We start from the raw sequence: 18,070 nt of genomic DNA on the forward strand, positions 1-18,070 counted from the left end.
GCGCCGTTAAGCCCTTGGCCAGCGCCGGAAGATCAACGAGGTATTCACCCCACCAAAGGCAAAATTGTTGTTCATCACGTACTCATTGCTCATCACCCGCATGCCGCCACGCACGTAGTCGAGCTCGCCACAGCGCGGGTCGATGTTGTCCAGGTTGAGGGTGTGCACGTACGTGTCGCGATTCATCATCTCGATGCTGAACCACGATTCCAGCGCACCACAGGCGCCAAGCGTATGGCCAAGGAAGCTCTTCTGCGAACTGATCGGCATCCGCGGCCCAAACAGTTCGCTGGTAGCCAGGGTCTCGGCGATATCGCCCTGTTCAGTGGCCGTGCCATGGCCGTTGACGTAGCCAATCGCCTCTGGCGCCAACCCGGCATCCTCCAGCGCCAGCTCCATGGCGCGGCGCATGGTGGCTTGTTCAGGACGCGTGATGTGTTGGCCATCGGCATTGCTGCCAAAACCAACGATCTCGGCATGAATGCGCGCGCCACGGGCCAGTGCATGCTCCAGCTCCTCCAGCACCAGCATGCCGCCACCCTCACCCACTACCAGCCCGTCGCGGGCGCTGTCGTAAGGGCGCGGGCTCAGTTCAGGGGTGTCGTTCATCAGGCTGGTCGCATACAGGGCATCGAACACCATGGCCTCGGTCGGGCACAGCTCTTCGGCGCCACCGGCGAGCATCATCGGCAGGCGGCCGAACTTGATCGCCTCGTAGGCATAGCCGACCCCCTGACTGCCACTGGTGCAGGCGCTGGAGGTGGGGATCAGCCGTCCGGTGAGGCCGAAGAAGATGCTGATGTTGGCCGCAGTGGTGTGCGGCATCATGCGCACGTAGGAGTTGGCATTGAGGCCATCGGCCCTGGCATTGAGCAGCATGTTGCCAAACGCCTTGATCTCGTCGGTGCTGCCAGCAGAGGAGCCGCACGCCACGCCCATGCGGCCATCGCGGATGCTCGGATCGTCGAGCAGACCGGCATCGGCCAGCGCTCGTTCTGCGGCCGCTACCGCCAGGCGGGCGACCCGGCCCATGCTGCGCAGTTGCTTGCGGGTCCAGTGCGCGGGCTCTGTGAATTCGTCGATGGGCCCGCCCAGGCGGGTATTGAGGTCTTCGAAAACGTCCCATTCGTGCATGCGGCGAATGCCACTGCGGTTCCTCACAAAATGCCTGGAAAGGGTTTCCCAGTCATTGCCCAGGGCAGTGATGCCGGCCATGCCGGTGACCACGACACGGCGCATCAGCACAACCCTCCGTTGACCGCGATGACCTGGCGGGTGATGTAGGCCGCTTCACTGGACATCAGGAAGTTGACCGTGCCGGCGACCTCTTCCGGGGTGCCCATGCGCTGGGCCGGAATCATCTTGAGCAACTCCTCGACCGGCACGTGCTCGTCGAGCATGGCCGTGTCGATCAGCCCTGGGGCGACGCAGTTGACCGTGATCCGGCGCTTGCCCAGTTCGATCGCCAGGGCCTTGGCTGCACCGATCAGGCCGGCCTTGGAGGCGCTGTAGTTGACCTGGCCGCGATTGCCGATCAGCCCGGAAACCGAGGTGATGCAGACGATCCGCCCCGGCGCACGGCGGCGGATCATCGGCATCATCAAGGGGTGCAGGACGTTGTAGAAACCATCCAGATTGGTCCGCATGACCTGGTCCCAATCGTCCTCGCTCAGGGCTGGGAAGGCGCCATCGCGAGTCAGCCCGGCGTTGCACACCACGCCGTAGTAAGCGCCATGCGCTTCGACATCCTCATTGAGGATGGCAGCGCAGGCCGCCCGATCGGCGATATCAAATTGCAGGATGCGCGCCTGGCGCCCCAGCGCGCGGACCTGTTCGGCAACCGCCTCGGCCTCGCTGCGGCCACTGCGACAATGCAGGACCAGATCGTAGCCGGCGCGGGCCAGACGCAGGGCGATCGCGCGGCCAATGCCGCGGCTGGAGCCGGTGACCAGGATGGTGTCAGTCATGCGGGTGTTCCTCGGGTGCCGGCTCGGCCAGGTACTGGCTTGCCTGGGGCGGGCGGTAGACATTCAGGCGGGCGCTGGCTTGGATGCCGTCGCCGCGCAGGTGGCATTCGAACACACCCATGCCGTTGTCGTCTTCCAGCGAGCGCAGGGCGTGGATACGCAGCTGGGCGCCGACGGGAAAGTGTTCGACAGTGCACTCGAACTTGCGTGTGCCGAGCAGAAAGCCCATTTCCACTGGCTGGCCCAGCCGCCGTGCGCGACAGCCGGCATAGGCCGCCACGCTCTGCGCCATCAGCTCCAGCGCCAGCCAGGCGGGCAGGCTGCCGTCGGCACGGTTGAATTGGCCGCCAGCACGGACCGTTGCGTGGGTGTGGATCTGCTCCTCGTCACAACTGTCGATGCCATCGATGAGGATCATGTCACCGGCGTGCGGCAGCAGGTCGGCCAGGGGCCAGGTGGTCATGGTGCATCTCCGAGAATCAGGCTGACATTGTTGCCGCCGAAGGCGAACGAATTGCTCATCAACCGGCGCGGTCCGTGCAGCGCCAAGCGTTGGCTGCCATCGACCAGATTGAGCGCGGGCAGTTGTGGGTCGGCCTGACCATCCCAGAGGTGCGGCGGCAACAGGCCAAGTGGGTTGTGCTCGCTCAGGCTCAGCCAGCAGAAGGCTGCTTCCAGGGCGCCGGCGGCGCCGAGGGTATGACCGGTCATCGGCTTGCTCGATGAACAAGGCAGCTGGGCGCCGAACAGGTTGTGCACGGCCCGGCATTCCATGGCGTCGTTGTGTTCGGTGGCGGTGCCGTGCAGGTTCAGGTAATCGATCTGCGCGGGCTCGAGACGGGCATTGTCCAGCGCTTTGCCCATGGCCTGCAAGGCGCCCCTGCCGCTAGGTTCGGGGGCGGAAATGTGGTGCGCGTCTGAGCTGGCGCCCGCGCCGAGCAGGGCAATGCCTGAACCTTCGCGTGTCATCAGGAACAGCGCCGCGCCTTCGCCGATATTGATCCCGTCGCGGTTGACCGACAACGGGTTGCAGCGCTGTGAGCTGACGGCCTCAAGGGCGTTGAAGCCATTGACGGTCAGGCCACACAGGCTGTCGACGCCGCCGCACAGCACCGCATCGCACAGGCCCAGGTCGAGCAATCGACGTGCGCTCAACAGGGCGCGGCCACTGGAGGTGCAGGCGGTCGAGATGACATAAGCCGGGCCTTCGAGTTGCAGCCAAGCGGCCAGGAAGTTGGCCGGGGCGCTCAGTTCCTGCTGGTCATAGCGATAGTCCGCAGGGAAGTGCCCAGCGTCCAGGTAATGGGCGATGCCGGCGCTGGCTTCGTCGATTCCCGAGGTGCTGGTGCCTAGCACCACACCGACCCGCTGGACGCCGTGGCGCGCGATGGCCTGGCGGATGACCGGCTCGATCTGCAGGGCAGCGGCATACAGCAGCTGATTGTTGCGGCTTTGCTGGCCTGCTAGGGGTAGCTGCGGCAACGGGCCGGCCACGGCGCCGACCGGCAGGCTGCGCTCCGGCACCCAGCCGCCCTGCGCTTGCATGCCTGAGCAGTCACCGGCGAACAGCTTGCGGGCGACTTCGGCCTGGCCCTGGCCAAGGGCGCAGACCAGGCCCAGGGCATTGAGGTAGGCGGTCATGGCGCAGTCTCATTGGGCAGAGGGCTGACGAGGTAACGCAGGCCCTGGCCGAGGTTCAAGGTGAAGTGGTCGGCGCGGCGATAGTCGACCTGCCAGCGTGTATCCAGCCAGCGCCGCTGCTCCTGCTGCCGGGCCTGTGGATAAAGCTGCAGCAGTTGCTGCTCGGGGGTTAGCGCGAACAGCACGGCGGCGAACAACTCCCGCGCAGCAGGGTTGGGCGGCAGCAGGCCATCGGCTTGCCAGTCCTGGCCATCGAGCAACTGCCGCGCCTGGGGGATGCCCATCAGGTCGAGCAGCGACCAGCGCAGGCGGCCATTTTCACGCTGCACCACCAACAACCAGTCCTGGCGTTGCCCGGCTTGTTCGCGTTGCACGTGCAATTGCTGCGGCAATGTCAGCTGGGGTAGACGCTCTGGTAGCGGTGGCCGCGCAGCGCAGGCGCTCAGCAGCAGGGTCAGCAACAGCAGCAGGGGTTTCATGATTGCGCAGGTTCTCTATCACGGGCGGCGGCCCAAGGCGCCAGGACGAAACTGAAGGCCAGGCCCAGGCTCACTGCCAGGCCAAAGTTGCTCACCGCCGGCGTGCTGGACAGTGCCAGCAGGCCAAACGACAGCCAGGTGGTGAGCGCCGCCAACAGGGTGCCGAGCAGACTGACCGCAGCGCCGCCGATCCGTTCGTGCATAAGGATCGCGTAGTCGACACTGATCGCTGTTACCAGCAACAGGCCGAACAGGCTGAACAGGGTCAGCGGTTGTCCCAGCCAGCCAAGGCTGGCCAGGCTGCACAGCGCGGCCAGCAGCGGCAGGGCGACCAGCCGTAGAGCGCCAGCCAAACCGAAAGGCACGACCAACAGCAACAGGATCAGCGCGCACGACAGCAGTTTCAACTCAGCGGCGCTGACTTGGGTAGCGGCGAACAACTGGTTCAGCTGACCGAGCCGATCCACCAGTTGCACCCCTGGCAGTTCATCGGTCTGCAAGCGCAGCAGCGCCGGATCGTTGAGCCCTTGCAGGCTGACGATCGCCGCCACGCCATGGCCATCCTCGCCCAGCCACAACGGTCGCCAAGCCTCGCCGAGCGGGCCAGCCAGGACGTGCTCGATCGAGCGATCCGGCAGGCTGCGCAGTTGTTCAAGCTCTGCGGCCAATGCATCTTGCGGCACGCCCAGTGCCAGCAACGGTTGCCAATGGGCAGGCAATTGCGCCAGCGCCTGGCGTAGCTGTCGCTGAGCACCAGCGCTGGCGACCAGTTGGCTGAGGCTCATGTAGCCCTTGAGCTTGTCCAGGTCAGCCAGCTCGTCGAGCTTTGTACTCAACGCCTGCAAGCGTTCGAGCAGTTGGCCTTGGTCGGCGGCGCGGACCAGGTAGAACTGGCTGGTCGGCTGGTAACCGGTGATGCGTGCGACGGTCTGCGCCTCTTGCAGCAACTGCGGTGAGCTACCGACCCACTGGCGGATATCGTTACGGCTGTCCAGTTGCCACAGGCCTGCGGCGCAGAACAGCATCAAAAGGCCCAGCAACACGGCACTGGGGACTTTGCTCAGCAGGCGTTCACGTAGGTCGGTGAGGGCCTGGGCAATGCGCAGCGGCCAGTCTGCCGGGCGCAGCTCGACAGACTGCAGCAGTGCCGGTAGCAGGCACACTGCGCTGAGGTAGGCGCCGACCAGGCCCGCCGCCGAGAATGCAGCGATCTGGGTCAGTGCCGGAAACGGGGTGAATGCCAGGGCCAGGTAACCGATGCAGCTGGTGACCAGGCTCAGGCTCAGTCCCGGCAAGGTCAGCCGCAGGGCCGCCCAGCTGCGCCAAGGGCGCAGGCTCCAGCTCTTGGACAGGTAGTGAAGTGGATAGTCCACCGCCACCCCGATCAGGCTGGAACCCAGGACCAAGGTCATTACATGCATCTTGCCGAACAACGCCACGCAGGCCACCGCGCCGAACAGCATGCCAACCAGCACCGGCACGAATGCCAGCAACACCCGCCAGCGGCGAAACGTCAGCAGCAACAGCAGAAGAATGCCCAGGGTAGCGCCACCGCCGACCCAAGTGATCTCTCGGCTGGCCTGGCGCTGGCCATTGGCGGCGTGCAACAGGCCGCTGACCGCCAACAGTTGGGCCCCGCTCTGCTCGGCGTGGAGCCGGCTGGCGGCCAGCAGGTCGGCGACCTGTAACGGCAACTTCAGGTCGAAGGCGTCGCCCAGGCTACGCGCGCGCAGCAATACCCAGTGCTTGCCGTCAGCCTCGGCGATCAGCGCACCGCTGGCGGTGTCGAGCTGGACATTGGCCGGCTTCGGCTGACTGGCCTGGATGCGTCCAGTCAGGCCTAGCCAATCGTCCTGGCTGGGGACCAGGCTAAAGCCGGTGAAGGGGTCGAACAGGCTTTGCACGCGTTGTTCGATAAAGGCCTCGGGTTGTTCGACCAGCTGTCTGCGATCAGCGGCCGAGAGCATCGCCAGGCGGCCTTGCAGCAGTTGCTCGCGCACTGCTTGCAGGTCGGTCTGCAGGCTCCACTGGACCTTTTCGAACAGGCCGCTGGCTTGCCACTGTCCGGCCAGGCGTTCGGCGAGGGCTACGGCGCGCTGGCGGTCCTGGTCGCCGACCAACACCAGCATCTCGCGGTTCAGCGGTGCCTGCATGCGTTGCTCGGCGCGCTGTACCAACGGATCTTGGGTGTCGCCGGGCACCAGCGCCATCAAGTCGCCCGACAGCGGCGCGCCACGCTGCCACTGCCAGCCGGCGACAGCCAGCACGGCAATCAGCAAGGCCAGGAACAGCCGGGGCAACAGGCGTTCAATCGGCAAAATCGCTGCGCTCCGTATCGCTCAGGGCAGTGGCGCCGCTGCTGGCTGGCAGGCGCAGCACGGTGCTGTCGCCTTGGCTTTCCTCAAGCTCGATGCGCTCGACGTACTGGCCGCCGGCGATGTCGATACGGCGGAAGATCTGCTTGAGCAACAGCGAGCGAGGGTTCAGCTGCAGTTGCCAGTGCTCGGCGGTGCCTTGCAAGTTCAGCTCGAAGTCGCGTTGCAGGCCGCTGCTGTCGCCTTGCAGGACAGCGAAAAACAGACGGTTCTGCTCGGCGCCGGCGCTACGGCTGGGCAGGGTTTGCCAGCCGGATGGATCACGCCGGGCAATGCCGTTGGCGGTGATGCGGTAGTCCTGGCGCAGCGGTGTTTGCAGCAGCCAGAGCAGGCCGTGGTCGCGGGCCAGGACGAATTGGCCGCGGCTGACCAAGGGCTGGGGAAGGGCGCGCAGGTGTTTTTCCTGGATGAAGGGGCCTTTGACTACAGTGGGTTCGCTTAGCTGCTTTTGCAGGTCTTCGAGGGTGAAGGCTAAGGTTAGTGGGCTGGTGAGCAGCAGGGCTAACGTGGTGAGGGCGCGTAACGCCAGCGCCATGGAGTGGTTTGGAGGGTTTGGGGTCGCGCTGCGACCCTTCGCGGGCAAGCCCGCTCCCACAGGGTTTTGCAGCGTTGCGATGGCCAGCAAAGCGGGCCCAGTGGCAAGTTTCATGACAGCACCTTCTGCACCGCGTCGAGCATCACCTGCGGTGAGGCCAGTTGCATTTCGCCGCTATCGATGTGCACTGCAACCTGCACCGTGCTGGCGCGAGTCATGCGCTCGCCACTTTCAGCATCACTGATCAGGTAATTGATCTTCAGCCGGCTTTCCCACTCCACCAGGCTGGCGCGCACGTTCAGGCGCTGGCCGAAAGTGGCGCCACGGATGTAGCGCAGCTGCAAGTCGATCACCGGCCACATGTAGCCGCTGGCATGCATCTGCCGATAGTCGTGCTCGAGCTTGTCGAGCAAGACACAGCGGGCGACTTCCAGGTACTTGACGTAGTGCCCGTGCCAGACGATGTGCATGCTGTCGACATCGAAGAACGGCACGACGATCTCAGTATCGACGTGGAACACGCCGGGGCTACGCATGCAGCCTCCAGTGTCGTTCGGCGATACGGCTCAGGCACAGGCGCAGTTCTCGCTCCAATGCGCGGTCTTCGATGACGGGGGCGAAGTCTTCCAGCAATGCGCCATGCATCTCAGCCAGCGCTGGCGGCAGTGGTCGCTCACCTGCCTGGCGGCCACGCAACCAGACGCCCTGATTGGCCGCCAGTAGGGTTGCCGCAGCGACCTGCTCGGTCAGCTCAAGAACGCGCAAGGCATCGCGTGCGGCGATGGTGCCCATGCTTACCTTGTCCTGGTTGTGGCATTCGGTGGAGCGGGAGAACACGCTGGCAGGCATGGTCTGCTTGAGCGCCTCGGCGGTCCAGGCGCTGGCGCCGATCTGCACTGCCTTGAAGCCATGGTTGAGCATCGCACGGTCGGCTTCGGCGCCGGACAGATTGCTCGGCAGGCCATGGTTGTAGCGTTCGTCGACCAGCAGCGCGAGCTGGCGGTCGAGCAGGTCGGCGACGTTGGCCACCAGGGTCTTCAGGCTGTCCATGGCGAATGCGATATGGCCGCCATAGAAATGGCCACCATGCAGAACTCGCTCGGCGTCGCCATCGATGATCGGGTTATCGTTGGCGCTATTGAGCTCGGTTTCGATAAAACTGCGCAACCAGCCCAGGCTGTCGGCCAGCACCCCCAGTACATGGGGTGCGCAGCGCAGCGAGTAGCGGTCTTGCAGGCGGTGCAGCGGGGCAGCCGGGGCGTCGATGGCCAGATCCTGGCGCAGCCAGGCGGCGACCTGGGTCTGGCCGGGGTGCGGTTTGGCGGCGAACAGGCGCTCGTCGAAATGCTCAGGGTTGCCTTGCAATGCGATCACGTTGAGTGCGGTAATCCGGGTGGCCAGCTTGAGCAGGTAGTCGGCGCGGCCAAAGGCCAGGCAGGCCAGGCCGGTCATCACGGCGGTGCCGTTCATCAATGCCAGGGCTTCCTTGGGGCGCAGCACCAGCGGTTGCCAGCCGAGCTCGCGATGGACGTCGGCGCTGCTGCGCTTTTCACCGCGGTACAGCACCTCGCGTTCGCCAGACAGGGTCGCCGCTACGTATGACAGCGGGGTCAGGTCGCCGCTGGCGCCCACAGAGCCCTCTTCGGGGATCAGCGGCAGGATGTCGTGTTCGAGGAACGCCCGCAGCCGTTCCAGCAACTCCAGGCGCACCCCCGACATCCCATGGCTCAGCGAGCGCAGCCGCGCCGCCAGCACCGCGCGGGTGGCCGCAGGCTCGAGCAGCTTGCCCAGGCCGCAGCCGTGAAAGGTGTACAGGTGGATCGGCAGGGCTTCGACGTGCTCCGGCGGTACTGCCACCACGCACGAGTCGCCATAGCCGGTGGTGACGCCGTAGATCACCCCTTCCTTGTCCAGCAGGGTGTCGAGAAAACGCGCGCCGCGAGCGATCCGCTCACGATAGGCGGGGGCCTCCTCCAGGCGTGCGGCTGCTTGGCGCTGGCTCAGGGCCAGGACATCCTCGATGGCGAGCGGCGCCTCGCCGAAGGTTACAGACTCATGCGTCGTCATCGGTCTTTCCAGAAGGGGTAGAAGTTGAACCACTGGGTGGGCGCCTGCTGGCAATAATGGCCCAGCCGCGCAGCGTAGCGCGCAGCCCATTCGCCGATCACCTGTTCGCGGTGGTCGCGCCGCCAGTGCAGGCGCTCGGCGAACGGCTCCAGTGTGATCCGATAGCGGCCTTCGCGCTTGAGGCAGAACAGCAGGTTGACCGGGCAACCCAACAACCCCGCCAGCAGCCAGGGGCCTTGGGGAAATGCGGCCGGATGGCCGAGGAAATCCACCTCGACCGTACGCGCGCCATGCAAGGGGACGCGGTCGCCAGCAATCGCCAGCCATTCGCCGCGTTCCAGGCGTTCGGACAGCTGCAGCATGATCGCCGGGTCCAGCTCGCTGACCTGGATCAGCCGCAGGTGGCTGGCCCCAGCTTCGCCCAGCAAGCGATTGAAGCGTTCGGCATGGCGGGTGTGCACCAGCACATTCATGGTTACCTGCTCGCCCAACTCGGCCAAGGCCCGGCACACCTCGAGGTTGCCCAGGTGCGCACCGACCAGCATTTGCCCGCGGCTGCCGCGCAGTTGCTGGCGCAGGCCGGCAGGGTCGTCGATTTCGATATCTTGCAGGCGCAGCTTGCCGTTCCAGGCGTCGAGCTTGTCCAGCAGGGAGTCGGCGAACGCCATGAACTGGCGAAACACCTGCCAGTGGCTGGGCGCTGGCGTGGCTGCGCGGCTGTGCGCAGCCAGCCGTTGTTGATACTGCCAGGCACTGCGCCGGGCACGGCGGCCGAACAGGAAAAAGTACAGCACGATGGCGTGGATCAGCGGGCTGAGCAGGCGCCGGCCAAGCAGGCGCACCAGCCCGGCGGTGAGCTTCATCAACCAGAAACTGCCGCGTTCGCGTTGCTCGGCCCAGTGCCGTGATGGGCTGTTCATCGTCGCCACCGGCGCCAGAGGATCAGTGGCGCGCGCAGCAGCATGCCGAAGAACAAGCGCGCGTGCATGCGCGAAATCAGCGCGTTGTCGTGCACCAGGCGAAAGTGCGAGACGCCGTCCTGCGGGTAATGCACACGGGTTGGCAGCCAGCGCATCGGTTGCTCGCGCCAGGCCAGGCGCACGAGAATTTCCGTGTCGAAATCCATGCGCAGGCCCAGTTGCACCGAGTCGATCAGGGCCAGGGTCGCTGGCAGCGGGTAGACCCGAAAACCGCACATCGAATCAGGGATCGCCAGCGACAGGCTGTTGATCCACACCCATACGTGAGTCAGGTAGCGGGCATACAGGCGGCCCTTGGGCACGCTGGCGTCGTACTGTGGATAACCGCAGATCAGCGCCTGCGGATGGGCCTGCGACTGGGCCAGGAAGGTGGCGATATCAGCCAGGTCATGCTGGCCATCGGCGTCCACTTGCAGGGCGTGGCTAAACCCCAGCCGCGCCGCCTCGCGCAAGCCGGCCATCACCGCGCCGCCCTTGCCCTGGTTGCTGCTCAAGGTGATCAGGAACACCTGCGGCTGGCCAGCCAGCTGGCGTAGCACCCCGGCGCAGGGCGGATGGCTGGCGTCGTCCACCAGCACGCAGGGTAAGCCCGCCCGGCGCAATTCAGCGACCACGGCAGGCACCGCCCGTTCGTGGTTGTACACCGGGATCACCGCGCAAGGCTTATGCACAGGCGGCCTCCAACGCAATGCGACCGCTGGAGCAGGGTTGCCCTGCGCGGCTGAAGGCAAAGTACAGCTTGCTGCGTTGCGGGTCGAAGCGCAGGCTCAGTTCGAGCTCGTCTGCGGGGCGCACCAGTTGCTGGAACTTGAGCACTTCCATGCCGGCGAAACGCAGCCCTGGCGGCACCAGTGCTGCGCCGAGGGTAATCGCCCAGTCGATCTGCACCACGCCCGGCAGGATCGGCGTGGTCGGGAAGTGGCCGGTGAAGCAGGGCAGGTCCGCAGGTACCCACAGGCGCAGCAGAGCGCCCTCTTCCAGCCGCTCAAGCACCTGTGGATCATTCGCCCGTGGTGCTTTGAGCAGGGCCTGGACCTGCGCCTCGGCCAGCTTGCCTTGGGCGTTCATCGGCAATTGCCGTAGCAGCCGCCAGCGCCGAGGCAGGGCCAGCGCCTCGCAATACTGGGCCAGGTGCTGGCGCAGGCTGTCGAGCAAGGTCCGCCGGCCCTGGTTGCGCAAGGCGTGCACGCCGGCTGGGCTAAGTACCAACAAGGCGCCCAGCGAGGCACGGCCTTCCTCGATCACGCCCAGGCGCGCTTCGCTGACCCAGGCGTGGCGGCACAGCGCCTGTTCGAGCATGGGCAGGGCGATACGTTTTTCTTCCAGCTTGACGATGCGGTCGAGGCGGCCGAGCAGGCGCAAGCGGCCATCACTGAACAGTTCGGCAGCGTCGGCACTTTGTTCGATATGGCCAGGCGGCAAGTAGGGCGAGGCGATGCGCAGGGCGCCCTGTTCATCCACAGCAAGTTGCACGCCTGCGAAGGGTTGCCACAGGTCGCCGCCCTCTCGCCAGGCGATGCCGCCGGTTTCCGAGCTGCCGAGGATCTCCACGGGCCATTGGCCAAGCCGCTGCTGCAGACGTGCACTTGCCGCGGCCGGCAGCTCACCCCCTGATGAGAACACCTTGCGCACCTGGCTCAACGCTGGCCAATCAAGGTTATCGCCCATGCGCTTGAGCAGTGCCGGGCTGGCCACCCAGGCAAAGCTTGGCAGTTCGCGGCTGGCCCGTTGCAGATCTTCGGGGAAGGGCATTGGCTGGCGCAGGAAACCCCGGCCGGCACAGAGAGGCCAAAGCACGCGGAACAGAAAGCCGTAGATGTGCTGGGTGGCCACGCTGCCGATGATCCAGGCATCGCCAAGCGCCGCGCCCCACAGCTGCTCCAGGGCGGTGACTTCATTGGCCAGCTGGCGCAGGCGCTTGTCGATCAGCTTGGCTTGGCCGCTGGAACCTGAGGTGCACAGGCCAATCCGGCACTTATCGAGATCCAGCTCGGCGGGTGGCAGCGGTTCGCCCCGTAGGTCAGCGATGCTGAGGTCGTCGGGCTGGTCACTTATCCACAGGTCGACCTGATCGTTCCAGCGTGCGCGGGTCTGCGCTTGCAGGTCGGCCGGTAGCAAGACCTGCACGCCGGCGCGCCAGGCACCGAGCAATGCGATGGCCAGCGCGGCAGCGTCTTGCAGGTGCACCGCCAGGCGCTGGATACCTTTCGCTTGTAGGCCACCGGCCAGGCGCAAGGCCTGTTCACACAGCTCGGCATGCGTCAGGGCGGGCGCCATCGTGACCAAGCGCGGCCCGTCCACGGGGCGCAACAGCTGCTCGGGGTTGATCCAGTTCATGCGCGTCCTCGCACCTGTTGTCGTGTCAGCCATTCACCGGCAAACAGCAGGCCCATGGCGATATAGGCAATCAGGCCGTTGTACAGTGTCCACCAGCTCAGCGGCGCCCAGAGGGTGAGAGCCGCAGCGATCCCGCCGTTGAGCACAAAGAAGCCGCACCACACTTGGGTCACTCGGCGGGTGTAGCTGAGCGCCGCTTCAGGCAGTTGCGGTTCGCGCAAGCGGGCCAAGCGCTCAACCAGCGGCGGGCCGTATTTCAGGCTCGAACCGAACAACACCAGCATGAAGGCGTTGACCAGCACCGGATACCAACGCAGCAGTTGGCTGCTGTCGGAAAATGCCAGCACGGCGCAGAACGTCAGCGCTACTGCCGCCATCCACAGGTTGCCGGGGCGGCGCGGTGCGCTGACGCTGCGGGCCAGCCACAGGCCACCGAGCAACACGGCAAACTGCCAGGGCGCGAAGTGGCCGAGACCGAAATGCACGGCAAACGGATACAGCACGCCGGCCAGCACCAGGCCAAGGCCGACCAGGCGTTTCATGCCGCAGTGTTGACCAGGCGGAATACGGCTTCGACCACATCGCCCACGGTGCGCACGCTCTTGAAGTCTTCGGCGCTGATCTTCTTGCCGGTCTGGCGCTTGATATGGTCGATCAGGTCGATGGCATCGATGCTGTCGATCTCCAGGTCCTGGTACAGGTTGGAGTCCAGGGTGATGCTGGCAGGGTTGGTTTCAAACAGCTCGACCAAGGCGTCGCGCAGAATATTGAAGATGTCTTCACGGTTTTGCATGGGGCGGTCTCAGGCGGCCTGACGGGCAGTGACGAACGCCGCCAGGCTGGCGACGTTGCTGAAATGGCTACGGGTGTCCTTGGCATCGGCGTCGATCTTGATGCCGAAGTGCTTCTGCAGGGCCAGGCCGAGTTCGAGCGCGTCCACCGAATCCAGGCCCAGGCCTTCGCCGAACAGGGGCTGTTGGTCGTCGATGTCCTGCACGGTGATGTCTTCAAGGCCCAGGGCATCGATGATCAACTGCTTGATATCACGGTTCAGGTGTTGCTGTGGATCGCTCATCTTCGGCGAGCTCCTTGATGAAATAGTGATGCAGATAGTCGTTGAGCCGGCGCGAGGCCATGGGCGCCGGGCCCTGGGCTGCGAAAGCCGCCGGGTCAATGTCGCCGCCGACCTTCAGGCGCACGTGCACGCGGCGCCGGGCGATGCGGTACCACGGCTCGTTCTTGGTCAGCGTGGTGGGGCTGACGCTGATGGTCACAGGCGTGATGATCTTCGCACCGCGCAGGGCGATTGCGGCGGCGCCACGATGAAAGGCCGGTGGTTTGCCGGGTTCGGTGCGGGTGCCTTCCGGGAAGATGATCAGTGGCTGGCCCTGGTGCAGTGCATCGACTGCCGCATCGAACATCTGCATGCTGCCATCGTTACCCAGGTACTGCGCCTCGCGGACCGGGCCACGGGTGAACGGGTTGGCGAACAGGCTTTGCTTGACTACGCAGTTGGCGTTGCGCACCAGGCCGATAAGAAACACCACATCGATCAGCGACGGATGGTTGGCAATGATCATCTGCCCAGGGCGCCCCAGGCGCTCGGCGCCAATGATCTCATAAGTCAGCACGCCGCTGGCACGCATGAAGCGGATGAAGTGCCAGAACAGCCAGCCGATGGTGCGCCTGGCGCGTTGTTGATGGCGCTCGGCATCACCTGGCAGGCAGGCGAGCAAAGGAAACACCAGCAGCCGCAGGCACAGGCCACCGACGCCGAACAGCAAGAAGCTCAGGGCGGTCGCCAGCAGGCGCCAATAGTAGGCGTCGCGAGGCGTGTTCATGGCTGTCGTTGCCAGGTCCATGAGCGCTGCGTTCCTGGGTGAGTGAGGCGGGTTTGCTCGCTGAGCAGGGCGCGTAGCCAGCTCAGTGCATGCGGCAGCGGCGCAGGGACCGTTGCTGCTTGCCCTGACAACGCTTGGCCGAGGGTCAGTTGCCACTGCGTGCCGGGGGTCAGTAGCAGGGCCAAGGCGTAGGAGCAGGGCACATCATCGATCCACGGCCGGTAGGCGACTGGCGGCTGCTCTTCGGCGACGATCAGCAGGACCGCCGGCGCCCCCTCATGGAGCAGGCCCGCGGCCTCGATCACGCCTTGCTCGAAACCGTCGCCGGCCGCCGCCAGGGCGGTCATTTCGCTGGTTTCGCCGCGCAGGATCGACCACAAGCCGATCACCGCATTGTGCACCGACAAACTGAACTGGGTGGGTGACAACGGCTGGCGCTCGGCCAGCTCGCTGAGCAGGGCGAAGGTGCGCGGGGTTTCGCCGTGGCGCGAGACATACACCAGTGGCAAGGCCTCGATACCTTCGACCAGCGGCCAGCCGACCGCAAACGCCATGCGCGCCAGATAGCTCAGCCGCCGCCGTTGCATGGCCGGCAAGAACCCTACGTATGGCGCTTGGCCGTCATCTGCAGGCAGATCGGCGCCATCGGCCCAGGCCTGCCAATCGACAGGCGTCTGCAGGCCTGGAGCCCAAGCGCGCCATTGGCTGATGTCGAAGGTGATCACGATGTGTCTGTTTCCCGCCCTGTGGAGACGCGTTCTGCATTGAAATGAGCGCCACAACGGCCTGACAGGGGATTGGCATTCGCCGACTGGCGCGCATTATCCCGGTGCTGCCGAGCTGTAGCAAATGCTTAGACCGTGGCCAGCGGAAAAATCACGAGGTTAGCGATACATGGCTTCGCTGGCGAGCCAGATACGTCTGATAACAGTGCCTGGACAAGGTATCGGTTGTTGTAGGAGAAGGTTGAGCAACGGTACTGGTCAAGCCCGGCCACTGCCCACATACTCGGGCATTCGTTGATACACGGAGGTCTCTCATGCGGCGCGTGGTATTCAATCAGAAAGGTGGTGTGGGCAAGTCGAGCATCGCCTGCAACCTGGCAGCGGTGAGCGCCAATGAGGGCTATCGGACCCTGCTGATCGACCTGGATGCCCAGGCCAACTCGACCCAATACCTGACCGGGCTGACTGGTGAGGACATCCCCATGGGTATCGCCGACTTCTTCAAGCAGAGCCTGTCCAGCGGGCCGTTTGCCAAGAAGAACAAGGTCGATATCTACGAAACACCGTTCGACAACCTGCACGTGGTCACCGCGACCCCGGAGCTGGCCGACCTGCAGCCCAAGCTTGAGGCCAAGCACAAGATCAACAAGCTGCGCAAACTGCTCGATGATCTGGATGAGGATTACGAGCGCATTTACATCGATACCCCGCCTGCGCTGAATTTCTATGCGGTTTCCGCGTTGATCGCCGCCGATCGAGTGCTGATTCCGTTCGATTGCGACAGCTTCTCGCGCCAGGCGCTGTATGGCCTGCTGGCTGAGATCGAAGAACTCAAGGATGACCACAACGAAGATCTGGTGGTTGAAGGCATTGTCGTCAACCAGTTCCAGTCACGCGCCAGCTTGCCGCAACAGATGCTCGATGAGCTGCTGGAAGAGGGTTTGCCGGTGTTGCCGGTGTACCTGAGTAGCTCGGTGAAGATGCGCGAATCGCACCACGCCAGCTTGCCGCTGATCCATCTGGAGCCCCGGCACAAGCTCACTCAGCAGTTTGTCGAGTTGCACTCGCTGCTCGAAGAAAACGCCTAGACCCCTTGGCTACGCAACCACTCCAGCAATGACTGGAGTGGCAAGGCGCCCGCTTGGCGGCTGATTTCGCGGCCATTCTTGAACAGGATAAGGCTGGGAATCGAGCGGATGCCCAGTTGCCCGGCCAGGTTGCGATTGGCCTCGCTGTCGAGTTTGGCCAGGCGGCAGCGGCCGCTGAGTTGGCTGGCAGCCTGTTCAAAGATCGGTGCGAAGGATTTGCATGGGCCGCACCAGTCGGCCCAGACGTCCAGCAGGAGCGGCAGGTCGCCTTTGATCTGGCTGGCGTAGCTGCTTTCGCTGAGGTCGAAGGGTTTGCTCAGGAGTACGTCCTGTTTGCAGCGGCCGCATTTGGGGGCGTCGTTCAGGCGTGCGGCGGGCAGGCGGTTGAGGCCGTTGCAATGCGGGCAGGGGATCAGTAATGGTTCTGACATAGAAGCTCCTGAGTGTTTTGGGGCCGCTTTGCGCCCCCGGGAAAGACTAGTACTAGGATGAGCAACTGATCTCCAGATGCTTACCCCACTCTGGCGGCCGTTCAGCATAGGCCTGCATCCCGGGTTGTTGTTCGAAGGGGTTGCTCAGCACCTGATGCAACCGCCGCACTTCACTGTAATCGCCGCCCTCAGCCGCTTCGATGGCTTTCTGCGCCAGGTAGTTGCGCAGCACATACAGCGGATTCACCGCATGCATCCGCTCACGCCGCCCTTCGGCATTGCCAGGCTCCCGCTCGCAGCGGGCCAGATAATCTGCGCCCCAGGCATCGAAGCCGGCGAGGTCGATGAAATCATCACGCACCACCTTCAGGGCCTCGGCCACCGGCTGCTCGCCAAGCCGGCGGAAGAACAGCGTGTAGTCGACGCCGCCGCTTTGCATGCGTTGCAGCAAGCGCTCGACCAGCGCCAGGTCATCGTCCTCGGCGCTGGTCAAACCCAGGCGGCGGCGCATCAGGTCCAGGTAATGCGCCTGGTACAGCGGCAGGAACAGCCCAAGCGCTTGTTTGAGCGCCTCGACCTCGATGTAGGGTGTCAGGGCCTGGGCCAGGGCGCTGAGGTTCCAGTGGGCGATTGGCACCTGGTTGGAGTAGCTGTAGCGGCCTCGGTCATCGGAGTGGTTGCAGATGAAATTGGCGTCGAAGTCGTCGAGGAAGGCGAACGGGCCGAAGTCGAAGGTGATACCCAGGATCGACATGTTGTCGGTGTTCATCACCCCGTGGCAGAAGCCATAGGCTTGCCAGCGGGCAATCAGCTCGGCATTGCGCTCGACGATGCTGCGGAACATGGCCAGGTACGGCTGCTCGGCCTCGCGGCATTCGTGGTAATGCTGATCCAGCACATGATCGATCAGCAGCTGTTGTTGCTCCGGCTGGCGGGTGTAGTAGAAATATTCGAAGTGGCCGAAACGGATATGGCTTTGGGCAACCCGCAAGAGCATCGCCGCGCTTTCGCGAGTTTCGCGCCAGACCGGGGTGCTGGAGCCGATTACGCACAGGGCGCGGCTGCTGGGGATGCCCAGGGCGTGCAGGGCTTCGGAGCCGAGGAACTCGCGGATCGACGAGCGTAGTACTGCGCGGCCATCGCCCATGCGCGAGTAAGGGGTCTGGCCGGCGCCCTTGAGGTGCAGGTCCCAGTGCTGGCCAGCATCGTTGACCACTTCGCCGAGCAGCAGGCCGCGACCGTCGCCCAGGCGCGGGTTGTAGGAGCCGAACTGGTGGCCCGAATAGACCATCGCCCGTGGGTCGGCGTCTTGCCAGGACTTGTGCCCGCTGAACAGCTCGGCGAACAGCGCCAGCTCGGCTTGCGCGGGGTCGAGGTCGAGCAGGGCCATGGCCGAGTGGCTGGCGACGACCAGCCGTGGGTCGGCGATCGGGTCGGGCAAGACCTGGGTGGAGAACGCATCGCCCAGGCGAGCGAAGCGGTTGTCGAAGGTCAGTTGGTCGAGGGCTTTCAAGGGCCGGCTCCTGGTTGGAGAATTGGCGGCCGCTGTGCGGCCCTTCGCAGGCAAGCCAGCGCCTACAGGTATTATGCGGCTCCTGTGGGCG

General features: G+C 64.8%; 19 protein-coding genes and 1 pseudogene. 1 reads left to right on the forward strand and 19 read right to left on the reverse strand.

Annotated features, from left to right (window positions below; all coding sequences use genetic code 11):
- Positions 1–6 precede the first annotated feature (6 nt).
- The 17 genes and pseudogenes from ACI2JX_RS18090 to ACI2JX_RS18170 form a co-directional block, all read right to left on the reverse strand.
- Positions 7–1,239 (reverse strand): beta-ketoacyl-ACP synthase, encoded by a 1,233-nt coding sequence (locus ACI2JX_RS18090; protein WP_404690668.1) that lies wholly within the window; start codon positions 1,237–1,239, stop codon positions 7–9.
- The gene (gene fabG, locus ACI2JX_RS18095) at positions 1,239–1,967 is read right to left on the reverse strand and encodes a 3-oxoacyl-ACP reductase FabG (RefSeq protein WP_186556581.1); all 729 of its coding nucleotides are present in this window, start codon (positions 1,965–1,967) and stop codon (positions 1,239–1,241) included. The genes ACI2JX_RS18090 and fabG overlap by 1 nt, the downstream gene beginning before the upstream one ends.
- Entirely contained in the window at positions 1,960–2,430 is a 471-nt protein-coding gene (locus tag ACI2JX_RS18100; protein ID WP_186556582.1) for a hotdog family protein, read from the reverse strand. Before ACI2JX_RS18100 ends, fabG begins: the two co-directional genes overlap by 8 nt.
- Positions 2,427–3,608: a beta-ketoacyl-[acyl-carrier-protein] synthase family protein gene (locus ACI2JX_RS18105; protein WP_404690669.1), complete on the reverse strand. Its 1,182-nt coding sequence runs from the start codon at positions 3,606–3,608 to the stop codon at positions 2,427–2,429. The genes ACI2JX_RS18100 and ACI2JX_RS18105 overlap by 4 nt, the downstream gene beginning before the upstream one ends.
- Positions 3,605–4,087: a hypothetical protein gene (locus tag ACI2JX_RS18110; RefSeq protein ID WP_372353320.1), complete on the reverse strand. Its 483-nt coding sequence runs from the start codon at positions 4,085–4,087 to the stop codon at positions 3,605–3,607. The genes ACI2JX_RS18105 and ACI2JX_RS18110 overlap by 4 nt, the downstream gene beginning before the upstream one ends.
- Complete coding sequence (locus tag ACI2JX_RS18115; protein WP_404690670.1) at positions 4,084–6,405, reverse strand: MMPL family transporter; 2,322 nt, start codon at positions 6,403–6,405, stop codon at positions 4,084–4,086. The genes ACI2JX_RS18110 and ACI2JX_RS18115 overlap by 4 nt, the downstream gene beginning before the upstream one ends.
- Positions 6,395–6,997 carry an outer membrane lipoprotein carrier protein LolA gene (locus tag ACI2JX_RS18120; RefSeq protein ID WP_404690703.1) on the reverse strand — a complete coding sequence of 201 codons (603 nt, stop codon included), beginning with the start codon at positions 6,995–6,997 and terminating at the stop codon, positions 6,395–6,397. Before ACI2JX_RS18120 ends, ACI2JX_RS18115 begins: the two co-directional genes overlap by 11 nt.
- A gap of 110 nt (positions 6,998–7,107) precedes the next feature.
- On the reverse strand, positions 7,108–7,533 hold the full coding sequence (locus ACI2JX_RS18125) for an acyl-CoA thioesterase (protein ID WP_404690671.1): 426 nt from the start codon (positions 7,531–7,533) through the stop codon (positions 7,108–7,110).
- Entirely contained in the window at positions 7,526–9,064 is a 1,539-nt protein-coding gene (gene hutH, locus ACI2JX_RS18130; protein ID WP_264235658.1) for a histidine ammonia-lyase, read from the reverse strand. The genes ACI2JX_RS18125 and hutH overlap by 8 nt, the downstream gene beginning before the upstream one ends.
- Positions 9,051–9,984: pseudogene (locus tag ACI2JX_RS18135) on the reverse strand (glycosyl transferase). The gene hutH and the pseudogene ACI2JX_RS18135 overlap by 14 nt, the downstream one beginning before the upstream one ends.
- On the reverse strand, positions 9,981–10,715 hold the full coding sequence (locus ACI2JX_RS18140) for a glycosyltransferase family 2 protein (RefSeq protein ID WP_404690672.1): 735 nt from the start codon (positions 10,713–10,715) through the stop codon (positions 9,981–9,983). The pseudogene ACI2JX_RS18135 and the gene ACI2JX_RS18140 overlap by 4 nt, the downstream one beginning before the upstream one ends.
- Entirely contained in the window at positions 10,708–12,381 is a 1,674-nt protein-coding gene (locus ACI2JX_RS18145; protein WP_404690673.1) for an AMP-binding protein, read from the reverse strand. Before ACI2JX_RS18145 ends, ACI2JX_RS18140 begins: the two co-directional genes overlap by 8 nt.
- On the reverse strand, positions 12,378–12,923 hold the full coding sequence (locus ACI2JX_RS18150; protein WP_264235654.1) for a hypothetical protein: 546 nt from the start codon (positions 12,921–12,923) through the stop codon (positions 12,378–12,380). Before ACI2JX_RS18150 ends, ACI2JX_RS18145 begins: the two co-directional genes overlap by 4 nt.
- Positions 12,920–13,174, reverse strand: a complete 255-nt coding sequence (locus ACI2JX_RS18155; RefSeq protein ID WP_186556592.1) for an acyl carrier protein — start codon at positions 13,172–13,174, stop codon at positions 12,920–12,922. The genes ACI2JX_RS18150 and ACI2JX_RS18155 overlap by 4 nt, the downstream gene beginning before the upstream one ends.
- Before the next feature lie 9 nt (positions 13,175–13,183).
- Complete coding sequence (locus ACI2JX_RS18160) at positions 13,184–13,456, reverse strand: phosphopantetheine-binding protein (protein WP_186556593.1); 273 nt, start codon at positions 13,454–13,456, stop codon at positions 13,184–13,186.
- Positions 13,425–14,243: a lysophospholipid acyltransferase family protein gene (locus tag ACI2JX_RS18165; protein WP_368973073.1), complete on the reverse strand. Its 819-nt coding sequence runs from the start codon at positions 14,241–14,243 to the stop codon at positions 13,425–13,427. Before ACI2JX_RS18165 ends, ACI2JX_RS18160 begins: the two co-directional genes overlap by 32 nt.
- Positions 14,219–14,947 carry a beta-ketoacyl synthase chain length factor gene (locus ACI2JX_RS18170; RefSeq protein ID WP_404690674.1) on the reverse strand — a complete coding sequence of 243 codons (729 nt, stop codon included), beginning with the start codon at positions 14,945–14,947 and terminating at the stop codon, positions 14,219–14,221. The genes ACI2JX_RS18165 and ACI2JX_RS18170 overlap by 25 nt, the downstream gene beginning before the upstream one ends.
- A gap of 314 nt (positions 14,948–15,261) precedes the next feature.
- On the opposite strand from ACI2JX_RS18170, the gene ACI2JX_RS18175 reads away from it, so the two are divergent.
- The gene (locus ACI2JX_RS18175; RefSeq protein WP_404690675.1) at positions 15,262–16,035 is read left to right on the forward strand and encodes a ParA family protein; all 774 of its coding nucleotides are present in this window, start codon (positions 15,262–15,264) and stop codon (positions 16,033–16,035) included.
- On the opposite strand, the gene trxC is transcribed toward ACI2JX_RS18175, so the two are convergent.
- A complete protein-coding gene (trxC, locus tag ACI2JX_RS18180) occupies positions 16,032–16,466 on the reverse strand; it encodes a thioredoxin TrxC (RefSeq protein WP_368973103.1) in 435 nt (144 codons plus the stop codon). The genes ACI2JX_RS18175 and trxC overlap by 4 nt on opposite strands.
- 52 nt (positions 16,467–16,518) lie before the next feature.
- A complete protein-coding gene (selO, locus tag ACI2JX_RS18185; RefSeq protein ID WP_264235647.1) occupies positions 16,519–17,979 on the reverse strand; it encodes a protein adenylyltransferase SelO in 1,461 nt (486 codons plus the stop codon).
- Positions 17,980–18,070: the final 91 nt, after the last annotated feature.

The organism is Pseudomonas sp. NPDC088890 (assembly GCF_044900155.1).
GTDB classification, from domain to species: domain Bacteria; phylum Pseudomonadota; class Gammaproteobacteria; order Pseudomonadales; family Pseudomonadaceae; genus Aquipseudomonas; species Aquipseudomonas urmiensis.

What these genes read in the sequence shown, in the direction of transcription:
- ACI2JX_RS18090 (WP_404690668.1), bottom strand. Translation starts at nt 1,239, where the DNA reads ATGCGCCGTGTCGTGGTCACCGGCATGGCCGGCATCACTGCCCTGGGC.
- fabG (WP_186556581.1), bottom strand. Translation starts at nt 1,967, where the DNA reads ATGACTGACACCATCCTGGTCACCGGCTCCAGCCGCGGCATTGGCCGC.
- ACI2JX_RS18100 (WP_186556582.1), bottom strand. Translation starts at nt 2,430, where the DNA reads ATGACCACCTGGCCCCTGGCCGACCTGCTGCCGCACGCCGGTGACATG.
- ACI2JX_RS18105 (WP_404690669.1), bottom strand. Translation starts at nt 3,608, where the DNA reads ATGACCGCCTACCTCAATGCCCTGGGCCTGGTCTGCGCCCTTGGCCAG.
- ACI2JX_RS18110 (WP_372353320.1), bottom strand. Translation starts at nt 4,087, where the DNA reads ATGAAACCCCTGCTGCTGTTGCTGACCCTGCTGCTGAGCGCCTGCGCT.
- ACI2JX_RS18120 (WP_404690703.1), bottom strand. Translation starts at nt 6,997, where the DNA reads ATGGCGCTGGCGTTACGCGCCCTCACCACGTTAGCCCTGCTGCTCACC.
- ACI2JX_RS18125 (WP_404690671.1), bottom strand. Translation starts at nt 7,533, where the DNA reads ATGCGTAGCCCCGGCGTGTTCCACGTCGATACTGAGATCGTCGTGCCG.
- hutH (WP_264235658.1), bottom strand. Translation starts at nt 9,064, where the DNA reads ATGACGACGCATGAGTCTGTAACCTTCGGCGAGGCGCCGCTCGCCATC.
- ACI2JX_RS18145 (WP_404690673.1), bottom strand. Translation starts at nt 12,381, where the DNA reads ATGAACTGGATCAACCCCGAGCAGCTGTTGCGCCCCGTGGACGGGCCG.
- ACI2JX_RS18150 (WP_264235654.1), bottom strand. Translation starts at nt 12,923, where the DNA reads ATGAAACGCCTGGTCGGCCTTGGCCTGGTGCTGGCCGGCGTGCTGTAT.
- ACI2JX_RS18155 (WP_186556592.1), bottom strand. Translation starts at nt 13,174, where the DNA reads ATGCAAAACCGTGAAGACATCTTCAATATTCTGCGCGACGCCTTGGTC.
- ACI2JX_RS18160 (WP_186556593.1), bottom strand. Translation starts at nt 13,456, where the DNA reads ATGAGCGATCCACAGCAACACCTGAACCGTGATATCAAGCAGTTGATC.
- ACI2JX_RS18165 (WP_368973073.1), bottom strand. Translation starts at nt 14,243, where the DNA reads ATGGACCTGGCAACGACAGCCATGAACACGCCTCGCGACGCCTACTAT.
- ACI2JX_RS18175 (WP_404690675.1), top strand. Translation starts at nt 15,262, where the DNA reads ATGCGGCGCGTGGTATTCAATCAGAAAGGTGGTGTGGGCAAGTCGAGC.
- trxC (WP_368973103.1), bottom strand. Translation starts at nt 16,466, where the DNA reads ATGTCAGAACCATTACTGATCCCCTGCCCGCATTGCAACGGCCTCAAC.